The sequence below is a fragment of the Frankia canadensis genome, from assembly GCF_900197875.1.
GTDB classification, from domain to species: domain Bacteria; phylum Actinomycetota; class Actinomycetes; order Frankiales; family Frankiaceae; genus Frankia; species Frankia canadensis.
On sequence record NZ_FZMO01000157.1, the window covers coordinates 23,813 to 38,712 of the forward strand.

At 76.3% G+C, this 14,900-nt stretch carries 3 protein-coding genes; 1 reads left to right on the forward strand and 2 read right to left on the reverse strand.

The features are described from left to right. The first annotated feature begins 169 nt into the window (after positions 1 to 169). A complete protein-coding gene (locus tag C1A33_RS14500; protein WP_101832043.1) occupies positions 170 to 943 on the forward strand; it encodes an AfsR/SARP family transcriptional regulator in 774 nt (257 codons plus the stop codon). Positions 944 to 1,011: 68 nt separating this feature from the next. Here C1A33_RS14500 and C1A33_RS14505 read toward each other — a convergent pair whose 3' ends face one another. Both C1A33_RS14505 and C1A33_RS36595 read right to left on the reverse strand, forming a co-directional pair. Then, the gene (locus tag C1A33_RS14505) at positions 1,012 to 2,478 is read right to left on the reverse strand and encodes an FAD-dependent monooxygenase (RefSeq protein WP_101832044.1); all 1,467 of its coding nucleotides are present in this window, start codon (positions 2,476 to 2,478) and stop codon (positions 1,012 to 1,014) included. Positions 2,479 to 2,558: 80 nt separating this feature from the next. Beyond that, complete coding sequence (locus C1A33_RS36595) at positions 2,559 to 14,888, reverse strand: type I polyketide synthase (protein ID WP_101832045.1); 12,330 nt, start codon at positions 14,886 to 14,888, stop codon at positions 2,559 to 2,561. Between the last annotated feature and the right edge of the window lie 12 nt (positions 14,889 to 14,900).

Here is a 14,900-nt window from a genome sequence, read left to right on the forward strand (position 1 = left end):
GCCCGCGGATACTGCCGCGCGGGCCGCCTGTCCGGTCTTTCGCGGGTGGTCCTTCTCACGTTTCGGATTGCTACCGACTACGTAGTTCCTCTGATGCGGCCTGCGTGCCGTTTCCTGACAATGATCCTGACCGAGTCATTCGCCGTGATACCCGCGGACGGGAGACATCATGCGACGGTACGCGGTTCTTGGGCCGCTGCGCGTCTTCGGAGAAGAGCGCGAGATCGAGATAAGCGCCAGGAAGATGGAGATCCTGCTGGCGGTGCTGCTGATTCGAGCCAACCAGGTCGTCTCGCTCAGTCAGGTGATGGCGGAGCTGTGGGGGGAGGCCCCGCCGCGCCGCGCGACGGCATCGGTGCACGTGTACGTCTCGAATCTCCGAAAGCTTCTCTCATGGCCCGATGGAGACGATAATCCGATTTACACCCGTAATCCCGGCTACATGCTCACCATGGGGGACGACGAGCTGGACCTGCACACGTTCCAGCGGGAGGTCGAACAGGGACGCGGCCATGTGCGGGAGCGCCGCTACGAGCAGGCCGCCCGGTGCCTGCGCGCCGGGCTGGAGCTGTGGCGGGGCCCGGCCTTCAACGAGTACCGGGAGGGGCCGATCGTCAGTGGGTTCGTCGGCTGGCTGGAGGAGTCGCGCCTGGAGTGCGTCGAGCTGCTGATCGACGCCGAGCTCGCCATGGGGCGTCATCGCCAGCTGGTCGGGCAGCTGCTGGCACTGACGGCGGAGTATCCGCTGCGGGAGTTCTTCCATCATCGGCTGATGCTGGCGCTGTACCGCTGCGGACGGCAGGCCGAGGCGTTGGGCGTCTACCGGGCGGTGCGCTCCACCCTCGACCGGGAGCTGGGTCTGGAGCCGGGTCGGCAGCTGCGGGACCTGCACGGCGCGATCCTCACCGCGGACGACGACCTGGACATCCGGGACGTGTCCTGACCTCGGCGCCGATCACGACTGCGCTCCGGCGCCGCGCGCGTGCGGCGCCGGAGCGCGGGGCGTCCGGGTCAGGCGCCGTCGCGGTCACCGAACCAGGTGGCCAGCGCCGCCAGGCGGCCCGCACGGTCGCCGCCCGTCGGATCCACGTGCGCGACGTGGCCGTCCGGCCGGACGAGGACGGCAGCGGCGGCGATCTCGGGGGTGGGCGGGGCCGTCACCACCCGAACCCGCTCGGACCAGCGCTCGAGGCCGACGAGGTCGGCCGCGCCGGCGGAGAGGTCGAGCAGGACGCCGTGTCCCTCCCGCAGCGCCGCGGCGACCTGGTCGACGCCCGACGCGGTGGCCAGCGCCGGGACCGGGGCGCCGAGCAGGGGGTCGTCCGCCCGCGCCGGGCCGGGCATCGGGTAGCGGGTGGCCGTCGTGGCCTGGAGCAGGTGGTTGTTGACCGCCGGGAAGCGGATCAGCTCGGTGATCAGCTCGCGCAGCGCGGCGACGCGGGGATAGGGGTGCAGCAGCGCCATCGACGCGTTCGCGTGCCAGCACATCCGCGCGCCGACGGGTCGCCGCTCGCCGTCGTAGGTGTCCAGCAGCCCGGGCGGCGCCCAGCCGGACACCGTCGCGGCGAGCTTCCAGCCGAGGTTGACCGCGTCCTGGATGCCGGTGTTCGTGCCCTGGGTGCCGGAGACGAAGAACGAGTGGGCGGCGTCGCCGGCGAGCAGCACCCGACCCGCCCGGTAGGACGCGGCGAGCCGGGTGGCGCCCCCGTACCGGTGCAGGAAGCCGACCGGTCCGAGCCTCGGTTCCCGCCCGGTGATCCGGGTGATCCGGGTGCGTAGCTCGTCGACCGTGACCGGCTCGCTGTCCGGGGGGCGTGCCACGTCGAACTCGATGGTCATCAGCCGCAGCACCTGCGGGCCGAGCGGGATCGCCCCGAACATGCCGTTCGGGTGGACGCCGGCGTCGAAGCTGGTGTCCGTGCCCTCGACGAGGGTCATGTCGCCGAGCACGCCGTAGTAGGGCTCCGAGCCGGCGGGGAAGTCGATGCCGGCCAGGGTCCGTACCGTGCTGTCGGTGCCGTCGCAGCCCACCAGGTAGTCCCCGCGCACCTGATAGGTCCCGGCGGGCCCGGCGACCCGGACGCTGACCCCGGCGTCGTCCTGCACCAGGCCGACGACCTCGTGCCCGCGGCGCAGGTCGGCTCCGAGCTCGCCCGCCCACCCGGCCAGCAGCCGCTCGAGCCGCCACTGCGGCAGGGCGTAGGTGTGCTCCTGGTCGGTGGCCGTGGACATGTCCAGCCACAGCAGCGCGAACGGGGTGAGGGGCCAGGGGAACATCTCGTCCGCGGTCAACCGGTCGGTCAGGCCGCGCTGACGCAGCACGTCCACCGTGCGGCCGTGCACGGCCATGCCGGCCGACGCGTCGGCGGGCCGCTCGCGGCGCTCGAGGACGACGGCGCCCACGCCGCGCAGGGCGAGTTCGCCGGCGAGCATGAGACCCGCGGGTCCGCCGCCCGCGATGATGACCGTCCCGCTCATGGTGCCTCCCGTGTCTGTCGGATTCCGGGTGGGTTCGTCGCCGGCGCGCGCCGGTCCGCCCGCCGCGCGCCGGCTGGTCGCTAGTGGGTGCGGCCGAGCTCCTGGTCGATGAAGGCGAGCAGCTCGTCCGGGTCGGCGCCGTCCAGCCGCTCGCTCACCCGCGCCTCGGCGCCGTCCGGCTGGCCGGCGGCCCCGCCCTCGCCCGTCCAGGCGGCGATGATCGCCCGCAGCCGGCTGGTGACCGCCGGGCGGTCCACGTCGCCGTCGGGCACGGCGGCGAGCATGCTCGCCAGGCGGTCGAGCTGCTCGAGCACGGCGGGCCGCGGATCCGCCGCGGCGAGCTCGGCGAGCAGATAGGCGGCCAGTGCCTCCGGTGTGGGGTAGTCGAAGACCAGCGTCACCGGCAGCCGGCGGCCGACCGCCGCGCCCAGCCGGTTGCGCAGCTCGAGCGCGGTGAGCGAGTCGAGGCCGAGACCGGCGAACGTCCGGGTCATGTCGACGTCGGCCGGGTTCGGATGACCGAGGACGGCGGCGACGACCGAGCGGACCAGGTCGCCGACCGCCTGGTCCCGGTCGGGCCCGGTGAGGTCGGCGACGCCGACCGGCGCCCGCTCGGACGGCGCGGTCCGTGCCCGCTGCGGCACCAGCCGGCGCAGCAGCGGGGGAAGGTCACCCTCGCGGGCCCGGGCCCGCAGCGTCGGCAGGTCCAGCGCGACCGGGAGGACCAGGGCCCGGTCGGTGTCCATCGCCGCGTCGAACAGATTCAGCGCCGCCTCGACGGTGAGGGGCACGAGCCCCGAACGCCGGATCCGTTCCCGGCGGGCCTGTCCCAGCTGCCCGGTCATCGCGCTGTCCGGTGCCCACAGGCCCCAGGCCATCGCGGTGGCCGGCAGCTCCTCGGCCCGCCGGTGGGCCGCCAGCGCGTCGAGGAACCCGCTGGCCGCGGCGTAGGCGCCCTGCCCGCCGCTGCCCCACACCCCGGCGAAGGACGACACCAGCACGAACGCCCGCAGGTTCGCGTGCCGGGTGAGCTCGTGCAGGTTCCAGGCGCCGTCCACCTTGGGCCGCAGCACCGCCGCCGCCCGCGCTGAGGTCAGTGAGGTGAGCACGCCGTCGTCCAGGACGCCGGCGGCGTGGATCACGGCGCTCAGCGGGTGGGCGGCCGGCACTCCGGCCAGCACCCTGGCCAGGGCGTGGCGGTCGGCCACGTCGCAGGCGACGGCGTCGACCTCGGCGCCGAGCTCCCGCAGCCCGGCGACCAGCGTGTCCGCTCCGGCCGCCCCGCCGCGGCTGAGCAGCAGCAGGTGCCGCACGCCCCGGGCCGTGACCAGATGGCGGGCGAGCTCCCCGCCGAGCAGCCCGGTGCCACCGGTGATCAGAACGGTCCCCGTCGCCGACCACGGCCCGTCCTCGGCCGCCCGGCCCGGCCTGTCCTCCGCAGCCCGGGCCGGCGCCTCCCCGCCAGCGCGGGCCGGATCGTCCGGGTGCGGGCGGTCCTGGTCCCGCGGCGCGGTGAGCCTCACCAGCCTGGGCGCGTACACGACTCCCGCGCGGACCGCGAGCTGCGTCTCGTCCGTGCCCAGCCAGGAGGCGAGCGCCGCGGCCGACATGGGCGAGGCGTCCACATCGAGCAGTACGACGCTTGCGGGCACCTCCGTCTGCGCCGTGCGGGCCAGGCCCCACACCGCGGCGCCCGGCAGGTCCGTCACCGGCCGCCCGGCCGGGGCGGGCACGGCGCCGCGGGTCACCAGCACCAGGCGGGACTCGGCGCAGTCCGGCTGGCGCTGCCAGCGGGACACCAGCTCGAGGACCCGATCGACCGCGCCGCGCACCGCGGCGGGAACGTCCGTGCCGAAGCCCGCGCCCGCCTCGGTGTGGACGCCGGCGCCGGTGACCGGGACGACGACGACCGGCGGCAGCGGCCCGTCCGCGGCCAGCAGCGCGTCGAGGTCGGCGTACCGGGTCACCGGCGGCACCGGCGGGTCGGCGTCCGACGTGCCGGCGATCTCGAGAAGGTCGTCGCCGAGCACAGCCCATCCCGCGGGCGGCTCCGCCGTGGGAGCCGGCTCCGACAGCTCCTGCCAGTCGACCCCGAACAGTGGATCACGCGAGGCGGCGGCGGGCGGGAGCTGCGCGGGTTCGACGCGCCGCACGGTGAGCGCGTCGGCCGTGACCAGCGGCGCACCCGCCTCATCGAGGATCGTGACGGCGACGGTGTCCGGCCCGCGCAGGCCCAGACGCACGCGGACGCTGGTGGCCGCCGAACGCCGCCACGACACCCCCGACCACGCGAACGGCAGCGGCACGCCGCCGGCCCCGCCGGCCGTGGCGGGCTCGCCCACACCGGCGAGCGCGACGGCGTGCAGGGCGGCGTCGAACAGGGCGGGGTGCAGGACGAACGATCGCGCGCGAGCGTGCTCGGACGCGGGCAGGCGCACCCCCGCCAGGATGTCGTCGCCGAGCCGCCAGGCGGCGGTCAGTCCCTGGAAGGCGGCGCCGTAGTCGAGGCCGAGGTCGGCGAGCCGGTCGTAGGCGTCGGTGACGTCGAGCGGGATGGCGCCCGGGGGCGGCCAGGCGTCGCCGTCGTGCGCGCCGCCGCCCGGGCCGCCACCGTTCTGGTCACGAGGGGAGCCGGTCGCGGCGGGTGAGGCGCCGGTGGGGGGCGCGCCGGTGGGGGTCGCGCCGGTGAGAGAAGCGCCGGCGGGACGGTCACCGAGCAGGCCGGTCGCGTGGCGGATCCACGGGGTGTCGGCCAGGCCGTCCGGCGCGCTGGCGTCGGGCGTGTCCGCGTCGTCCGGACGGGAGTACACGGCGAACCGGCGGCTGCCGGCGGAGTCCGCGGCCTCCACCCGCACCCGCAGCCGAACCCCGCCGCGGTCGGGCACGGCGAGCGGCGCCCGCACGACCAGCTCGTCCAGCGCGGTGTGTCCCAGGTGGTCGGCGACGTGGGCGGCCATCTCCACGAACGCGGTGCCCGGCAGCAGGACGGTGGTGCCGACGGCGTGGTCGGCGAGCCACGGGTGGGTCCGTGCCGAGAGCCGACCGGTGAACGTGGTGCCCTCCCCGTCGACCTCCTCGACGACGGCGCCCAGCAGGCCGTGGGCGGTGGGGCGCAGCCCAAGCCCGCTCGCGTCGGCCGGTCCCGGGGCCGCCTCCAGCCAGTACCGCCGCCGGGCGAAGGCGTAGGTGGGCAGCTCGACCCGTCCCGCGCCGGCGAACACGCCGGCCCAGTCGATGCGGGCGCCGTGGGCGAACGCGGTGGCCAGCGAGCGCAGGAAGCGGTCGGGGCCGCCGTCGTCGCGGCGCAGCGACTCCACCACGGCGGCGCGGGCACCGGCGTGCTCGACCGTGGTCCGCAGCGCGGGGACCAGGACCGGGTGCGGTGCGGACTCGACAAGGATCCGGTGCCCGTCGGCCAGCAACGCCCGCACGGTCTCGTCGAGGCGCACGGTGGAGCGCAGGTTGGTGTACCAGTACTCGGCGTCCAGCCGGGCGGTGTCCAGGACGCCGGCGGTCACCGTCGAGTAGAAGGGGATGTCGCCCGATCGGGGTGTGAGGCCGTCGAGGGCGCCGAGGAGGTCGTCGCGCAGCGCCTCCATCGCCGGCGAGTGGGAGGCGTAGTCGACGGGGATCCGCCTGATCCGCTGATCGTCCCCGGCGTCGGCGAGCAGTTCGTCGATCGCGTCAGCCTGGCCGGAGACGACTGTCGAGGCGGGCCCGTTGACCGCGGCGACCCACAGTCGTCCCGCCCAGGGCGCGAGGCGGGCGTGGACCCGCTCGACGGGTTCGGACAGCGAGACCATCGCGCCCCGGCCGGACTCCGCGTCGCGGGCGAGCGCGGCCAGCGCGCGGGCCCGCAGCGACACCACCCGTGCGGCCTCGTCGAGGGTGAGCCCCCCGGCCAGGTGCGCGGCGGCGATCTCCCCCTGGGAATGGCCGACGACGGCCGCCGGATGGACGCCGTGGTCGCGCCACAGCCGGGCGAGCGAGACCAGGATGGCGAACAGAGCGGGCTGCACGACGTCGACCCGGTCGAGACCCGGCGTACCGGGCGCCCCGCGCAGCACGTCGACGAGGGACCAGTCGACGTGCGCGGCCAGGGCGTCGGCGCAGTCGTGCAGGTGGGCGCGAAAACGCGGGGACCCGTCGAGCAGCGCGGTGGCCATGCCCGGCCACTGCGAACCCTGACCGGGGAAGACGAACACGACCCGGGGGTCGTCCTGCGCGATGCCGGTGAGCACGTCCGCGGCGTCCTCACCGCGGGCCAGCGCTCGCAGGCCGGCGCGCAGCTCGCCCGGGGGCGCGACCACCACCGCCCGGTACGCCAGCGTGGCCCGGCCCAGTGCCAGGGAACGTCCCACGTCCCGCGGGTCAGGCGGGGTGTCCACCCGGGCGTCCAGGTGGGTCAGAAGCCGGTCGGCCTGGGCCCGCAGGGCGAGGCCGTCCCGGGCCGACAGCGGCCACGCGACGACCGCCTCGGCAGTCGCCTGTACCTCAGCAGTCGCCTGCGCCTCGGACGTCGCCGCCGGGTCGGCCGGGTTGGCCGGGGCGGCCGGGTCCGGGAGCGCGGCGGGGTCCGGGGGCGCCTCCTCGAGGATGACGTGCGCGTTGGTCCCGCTGATGCCGAACGACGACACGCCGGCGCGCCGGGGGCGGGGGCCGCGGGGCCAGGGTGCGGCGTCGACGAGCAGCGACACCGTGCCCGCCGACCAGTCGACGTGCGGCGAGGGCTCGTCCACGTGCAGCGTGCGGGGCAGTTCGCCGTGCCGCATCGCCATGACCATCTTGATGATCCCGGCGACCCCGGCGGCGGCCAGGGTGTGGCCGATGTTCGACTTGATCGAGCCGAGCCGCAGCGGCGCGTCGTCCGGTCGGCCCTGTCCGTAGGTGGCGAGCAGGGCCTGGGCCTCGATCGGGTCGCCGAGCGGGGTGCCCGTCCCGTGCGCCTCGACGGCGTCCACCTCGTGCGGTGCCAGCCGGGCGTTCGCCAGCGCCTGGCGGATGACCCGCTGCTGGGAGGGGCCGTTGGGGGCGGTGAGGCCGTTGCTCGCGCCGTCCTGGTTCACGGCCGTGCCGCGCACGAGCGCGAGGACGGGATGACCGTTGCGCCGGGCGTCGGACAGCCGTTCGAGGAGCAGCACGCCCACCCCCTCGCCCCAGCTCGTGCCGTCCGCTGCGGCGGCGAACGCCTTGCTGCGCCCGTCCGGGGCCAGTCCGCGCTGGCGGCTGAACTCGACGAACGACCGCGGGGTCGACATGATCGTCGCGCCGCCGGCGAGGGCGAGCGTGCACTCGCCGGCCCGCAGCGCCTGCCCGGCCAGATGCAGCGCGACCAGCGACGAGGAGCACGCGGTGTCCACGGTGATCGCCGGGCCCTCGAGACCGAGGACGTAGGCGATCCGGCCCGACGCGACGCTGGTGGTGGTTCCGGTGGACAGGTACCCCTCGAGCTCCGGCGGGGTCTGGGGGGCCCAGGAGCCGTAGTCCTGCGCGATGACCCCGGCGAACACGCCGGTCCGGCTGCCCGCCAGGCTGGTCGGGTCGATGCCGGCCCGCTCCAGGACCTCCCAGGCGGTCTCGAGCAGCAGGCGTTGCTGCGGGTCGGTGGCGACGGCCTCGCGGGGGTTCATCCCGAAGAAGGCCGCGTCGAACTCGTCGGCGTCGTGCAGGAAGCCGCCGCGGGTCGCGTAGGTGTGGCCGGGCCGGCCGGGGTCGGGATCGTAGAGCGCGTCGACGTCCCATCCCCGGTTGACGGGGAAGGACGTGATCGTGTCGGTTCCCCGCGCGACCAGCCGCCACAGGTCCTCGGCCGTGCGCACGCCCCCGGGGAAGCGGCAGGCCATGGCGACGATGGCGATGGGGTCCCCGTCCTCGGGCCGCGCGGACTTCCCGTCCCCGTCCGGGTCGTGGGTGGCCGGTTCGGCGCCGCCGTCGGCCCGCGGCCCGAGCAGCTCGGCGAGCAGGTGCTCGGCCAGGGTGAGCGTCGTCGGGTAGTCGAACAGGAGTGTCGCCGGCAGGCGCAGGCCGGTCGCCGCGCCGAGCCGGTTGCGCAGCTCCACGGCCGTGAGGGAGTCCAGCCCGAGGGCGTTGAAGGGACGGTCGACCTCAACCGCGCCGGGGGTGCCGTGCCCGAGGACGGCGGCTACCTGGGCGCGGACCAGATCGACGAGCACGCCGACGCGGGCGGTGGCGGCGAGGCGCCGCAGCCGGCCGGCGAGGTCCCCGGCGCCGTCCGCGCCGGCCGCCCGCGGGATCTCCCTGCGGACCAGGGCGCGCAGCAGCGGCGGGACGTCGCTCCCGCCGAGACGGGACAGGTCCAGGCCGACCGGGATCAGCTCGGCGCGCCCGTCGGCCAGCGCGGCGTCGAACAGCGCCGTTCCCTCGGCCGCGCGCAGCGGCCGCAGGCCGGCGCGGCGCAGGCGGGCGAGGCCGGTCGCACCGAGCATGCCGGTCATGCCCCCGGACGGCGCCCAGGGGCCCCACGCCAGGGAGGTGGCAGGCAGCCCGGCGGTGTGCCGCGTCCGGGCCAGCGCGTCCAGGATGGCGTTGGCGGCCGCGTAGGTGCCCTGCCCCGGGTTCCCGGCGATGCCGGCGAAGGAGGAGTAGAGCACGAAGACGGCCAGGTCCAGGTGGGCGGTGAGCTCGTGCAGGTGCACGGCGGCGTCGGCCTTCGGACGCAGCACCCGATCCAGCTGGTCGGGGCCCAGCGTCGCGGCGGGCGCGTCGTCGAGCACTCCCGCGGTGTGCACGACCGCGGTCAGCGGGTGGGCCACGGGCACGGCGGCCAGCAGGTCGGTGAGGGCCGCGCGGTCGGCCACGTCGCAGGCGAGGGTCGTGACGCGCGCGCCGAGCGCCTCCAGGTCGGCCACCAGCCGCCCCGCCCCGTCCGCCGCCGGCCCGCGCCGGCTCGCCAACAGCAGGTGCCGTACGCCGTGCCGGACGACCAGGTGACGGGCGACGAGCCCGCCGAGCTCCCCGGTGCCGCCGGTGATCAGGGCGGTGCCCGCCGGATCGAGTGCGCGGGGCAGGGTGAGCACCACCTTGCCGACATGACGGCTCTGGCCGAGAAAGCGCAGCGCGGTCGGTGCCTGGCGGACGTCCCAGGCGGTGACGGGCAGCGGGGCGAGGGTGCCGTCCTCGAACAGCCCGCCCAGCTCGGCGAGCATCTGGGCGATCCGGTCCGGTCCCGCGTCCATCAGATCGAAGGCCTGGTAGGTCACGCCGGGATGCGCCGCCCGCACCGTCTCGGCGTCGCGGACGTCGGTCTTGCCCATCTCGAGGAAGTGGCCACCGGGACCGAGCAGGCGCAGGGAGGCGTCGACGAAGGGGCCGGTGAGCGAGTTGAGCACGACGTCGACGCCGCGGCCCGCGGTCGCCGCCCGGACGGTCTCCTCGAAGTCGGTGGTGCGCGACGAGGAGATGTGGGTGGGTGGCAGGCCGGCCGCGCGCAGGACCGGCCACTTGGGCGGACTCGCGGTGGCGTGGACCCGCAGCCCGAGGTGGCGGGCCAGGCGCAGGGCCGCCGTCCCGACGCCGCCGGTGGCCGCGTGGACCAGCAGCGACTGCCCCGTCCGCACCCGCGCGAGACCGACCAGCGCGTGGTACGCCGTCAGGTAGACGATGGGGGCCGCCGCGGCCTGCGCGTACGACCAGCCGGTGGGGATCGGGGCGACGAGGCGGTGGTCGGTGACCGCCTCGGGTGCCACCGCGTCGGCGAACAGCCCCATCACCCGCGTGCCGGGCGCGACGCCGGCGACGTCCGCGCCCACCTCGACCACCACCCCGGCGGCCTCACTGCCGAGGGTCGCCGCGCCCGGATACATGCCCAGGGCGATCAGCGCGTCGCGGAAGTTCAGGCCGGCCGCCCGCACCCGGACCCGGACCTCGCCGGGGCCCAGCGGCTCGGGTGGCCCCGCGGTGACGACGGCGACTCCCTCCAGCATCCCGGTGCCGGACGCGCCGAGATGCCAGCGACCTTCTCCCGCGGGCAGCGCCAGCGCCGGCACGTCGCGGGTCCGCCGAAGGCGCGGCACCAGCGCACGCCCGGCCCGCATCGCCACCCGCGGCTCGTCGAGGCCGAGCGCCGCCGGCCACATCCGGGCCGAGTCGTCGTGCCCGTCGAGGTCCAGCAGGGTGAGCTGGCCGGGATGCTCGTTCTGGGCGGCGTGGAGCAGCCCCCACAGGGCGGCGCCGGGCAGGTCGGTGTGCCCCTCGCCGGCCGCGACCGCGCCGCGGGTGAGGACCACCAGCCGCGCCGTGGCGAGGGCCGGGGCGTCCAGCCAGGCACGCAGGTGCCCGAGAACGGACGCCGCCAGGGCGCGAACGGCCGCGGCGGCGGGCTGGCCCGGCTCGGCCGACGCCCGGACGACGACGAGACGCGGCGCCGGATGCCCCGCCGCCACCGCCTGGCCCAGCGCCACCAGGTCCGGGTACGGCGTGACGTCGCGGCCGGTGGCGGCCAGCGCGTGGCGCGCCGGCTCGTCGTCGGCGCCCACCCACGCGGCCGGCGCGTCCGTGCGGTCGGGCTCGTCCAGCGGGGTGGTCGGGGTCCACTCCAGCACATGCAGGGCGTCGTGCCCCGGGACTCGCGCCGCCGCGGCGGCCAGCGCCGCGGCCGGGATGCCGCGGAAGGTCAGTCCCGTCACGGTCAGGACCGGCGCGCCCCCGGGGTCGGCGACGTGCACCGCCGCCGTGCCGTCGTCGGCGAGTCGCAGGCGCACCCGGACCCGGGTGCCGGCGATGGCGTGCAGCCGGATCCCGGACCAGGAGAACGGCAGCCGGACCGTCGCGCCGTCGACGCCCGCGGTCGGGGTCCGCGGCTGTGCCGTCGCGCCTGGAGCGTCCACCGCCTCCGGTGCGGCCGCCTCGGCCGGTGCGGTGGCCGAGGCGGCGAGGGGGTGCAGGGCGGCGTCCAGCAGCGCGGGGTGGATGCCGTAGCCGTCCGTCGTGACGGCCTCGGGCAGTTCGACGTCGGCGAACAGCTCGGTGCCACGCTTCCAGGCGCCGCGCACCAGCCGGAACGCCGGACCGTACCGGTACCCCTGCTCGTCGAGCCAGGCATAGGGGCTTCCCTCCGCCAGCGCCTCGGCGCCCGTCGGCGGCCAGGCCGAGCCCGGATCGGGGGGCGCGGCGGCCGCGTCGGGCGCCGAGGCGGGCGCGAGGGAGCCGGTGGCATGCCGGGTCCAGTCGGACTCGTCGAGGTCCGGGCCGGTGCTGTCCGCGGGATCGGGCAGGCGGCGGGAATGGACCTGGACGGGACGCCGGCCCTGGTCGTCGACGGGCCCGACGGTCACCTGCAGGTCGATCGGGCCGGGCCCGTCGACCACCAGCGGTGCCTGCAGCACGATCTCCTCGACCTGTGCCGAACCGAACCGCAGACCCGCCTGCAGCACGGTCTCGACGACGGCCGTGCCGGGCAGCAGGGTGACGCCGCCGATCGCGTGATCGGCGAGCCACGGATGGGAGTGCCGGTCGAGCCGGGAGACGAAGACGGTGGTGCCGCCTTCGGCGAGGACGATCGCGGAGCCGAGCAGTGGATGGCCGGTCGAGGCCGGATGCGGCCCGCCGGTCGGCGCCGGTTCGAGCCAGTGGCGCTGATGCTGGAACGGGTAGGTCGGCAGGTCGATCGGCCGCGCCGGGCGCCCGGCGAACAGCGCCGGCCAGTCGGGTTCGCGCCCGTGGACCGCGAGGGCCGCCACCGCGGACAGCAGCGTGCTCCGCTCGTCCCGCCCGGCGCCCGAGGTCGCGACGACGGGCGCGCTCACCCCCTGCTCGGCCAGCGTGTCGGCCGCCATCGGGGCGAGCGCCCGGTCGGGTCCCACCTCCAGGTAGGCGGTGGCCTCCAGGGCGTGCAGCTCCCGCACGGCGTCGGCGAGCCGCACCGGCTCCCGGACGTGGCGCACCCAGTACCGCGCGCTGGTCAGCTGGTCCGGTGTCGCCAGCCGCCCGGTCAGGGTGGACACCAGCGGGACGGTGGGCGCGGTGAGAGTCAGCGGCGCGAGGGCGGCCTCGAACTCGGCGAGCATCCCGTCCATGTGCGGGGAGTGGAAGGCGTGGCTGACCCGCAGTCGCCGGACGCGCCGGCCCCGCTCCCGCCACTGCCCGGCGACGGCGTCCACGGCGCCCGCGTCACCCGAGATCACCGTCGCCGTCGGGCCGTTGACGGCGGCGATGGTCACCGCGCCCGGCGCGTCGGCGAGGGTCCGGCGGACCTCGGCCTCGGTGGCCTGCACAGCCGCCATCGCGCCACCGGCGGGCAGGGCCTGCATGAGCCGGCCGCGGGCGGCCACGAGAGTGCCCGCGTCGGCGAGGGTGAGCACCCCCGCGACGTGCGCCGCGGCGATCTCGCCGATGGAGTGGCCGGCGACGTGGGACGGGCGCAGGCCCCACGACTCGAGCAGGCGGGCGAGGGCGACCTCGAAGGCGAACACCGCCGCCTGGGTGTAGAGCGTCTGGCCGAGCAGCGCGGCGTCCGCCGACTGGTCTTCGGCGAACATGACCGTGCGCAGGGGCCGGTCCAGATGTGGGTCGAGGACCTCGGCGACGGCGTCGAGGGCCGCCGCGAACGCGGGATACGCGGCGTGCAGCTCCCGGCCCATGCCGGGGCGCTGGCTGCCCTGTCCGGTGAACAGGAACGCGACGCGCGCGGCCGGCACCGCCACGTCCGTGCGCAGGGCGTCCGGTGCCGGCGGTGTCGCGCTGTCGGCGAGGGCGGCGAGGGCGGCGAGCAACTGCGGCCGGTCGCCGCCGACGAGCGCGGCCCGATGGTCCAGCGGGGAACGGGTGGCCACCAGGGACAGCGCGACGTCGTCGGCGGCCGCGGCGGTGTCGGCGGTCACGGCGGTGTCGTCAGCCGCGGGGCCGTCCGAGGCCGCGGGACCGGCGGTCAGATGTGTGAGCAGCCGGGCGGCCTGCGCTCGCAGCGCGTCCGCCGAGCCGGCGGACAGCAGCCATGGCAGCGGGTGCGCGGGTGCGGCGGCGCGGTCCGCGGTGACCGGCCGCGCGGCCTCGCCCTGTCCGGCGCCCGCGGGTGCCTCCTCGAGGATGAGGTGGGCGTTGGTGCCGCTGATGCCGAACGAGGACACCGCGGCACGGCGCGGACGACCGTTCGCCTCCCAGCGGCGTCCCTGCCGCGCCAGCCGCACCGTCCCGTCGCTCCAGTCCACGTGCGGGGTGGGCTCGTCGACGTGCAGCGTCGCCGGCAGGCGTGCATGCCGCATCGCCAGGATCATCTTGATCATTCCGGCGACGCCGGCCGCGGCCTGGGTGTGGCCGAGGTTCGACTTGGCGGAGCCCACCCACAGCGGTGCCTGCGGCGAGTGCTCGCGGCCGTAGGTGGCCAGCAGCGCGTGCGCCTCGATGGGATCGCCGAGGGTGGTGCCCGTCCCGTGCGCCTCGACGGCGTCCACCTCGGCGGCGGTGACCCGGGCGCGGGCGAGGGCGGCGCGGATCACCCGTTCCTGGGCGGGTCCGCTCGGGGCGGTCAGTCCGTTGCTCGCGCCGTCCGAGTTCACCGCGCTGCCCCGGATGACCGCGAGGATCTCGTGCCCGTTGCGGCGGGCGTCGCCGAGGCGTTCGAGCAGGAGCAGGCCGACGCCCTCGGCGAAGTTGGTGCCGTCGGCGGCGGCGGCGAAGGACTTGCACCGCCCGTCGGGGGCCAGGCCGCGCTGGCGGCTGAACTCGACGAAGACCCCGGCGGACCCCAGCACGGTGGCTCCGCCGGCGACCGCGAGCGTCACCTCCCCGCTGCGCAGGCTGGCACAGGCCAGATGGACGCCGACCAGCGAGGACGAGCAGGCGGTGTCGACGGTGAGAGCCGGGCCGCGCAGCCCGAAGGTGTACGCGATCCGTCCCGAGGCGACGCTCGTGGTGTTCCCGGTCAGCAGGTAGCCCTCGTGGGCGGCGGGCACCCGGCCCAGGCCGGGGGCGTAGTCCTGGGCGATCACCCCGACGAACACGCCGGTGGAGCTGTCGCGCAGGCTGGCAGCCGGAATCCGGGCCCGTTCGAACAGCTCCCAGGTCGACTCGAGCAGCACCCGCTGCTGGGGGTCGATCGCCGCGGCCTCCCGCGGGTGGATGCCGAACAGCTCCGCGTCGAAGCCGGCGGCGTCACGCAGGAACCCGCCGTGCCGCACGTACATCGTGCCGGTGCGGTCGGGATCGGGGTCGTACAGGCCCTCGAGGTCCCAGCCGCGGTCGGTCGGGAACTCACCGACCGCGTCTGTGCCCGCGTCGAGCAGCCGCCACAGATCCTCCGGCGAGGTGACGGCGCCGGGGAAGCGGCAGCTCATGGCGACGACCGCGATCGGCTCGCGGTCCTGCTCCTGGGCGGCGCTCAGCCGCTGGCGGGTCTCATGCAGATCGGCGGTGACCCGTCGCAGATACTCCCGCAGCCTGTCCTCGTTCGCCATGTGACGGTCAGT

Coding starts and splice junctions, on each gene's coding strand:
- C1A33_RS14500 (WP_101832043.1), top strand. CDS start 170: ATGCGACGGTACGCGGTTCTTGGGCCGCTGCGCGTCTTCGGAGAAGAG.
- C1A33_RS14505 (WP_101832044.1), bottom strand. CDS start 2,478: ATGAGCGGGACGGTCATCATCGCGGGCGGCGGACCCGCGGGTCTCATG.
- C1A33_RS36595 (WP_101832045.1), bottom strand. CDS start 14,888: ATGGCGAACGAGGACAGGCTGCGGGAGTATCTGCGACGGGTCACCGCC.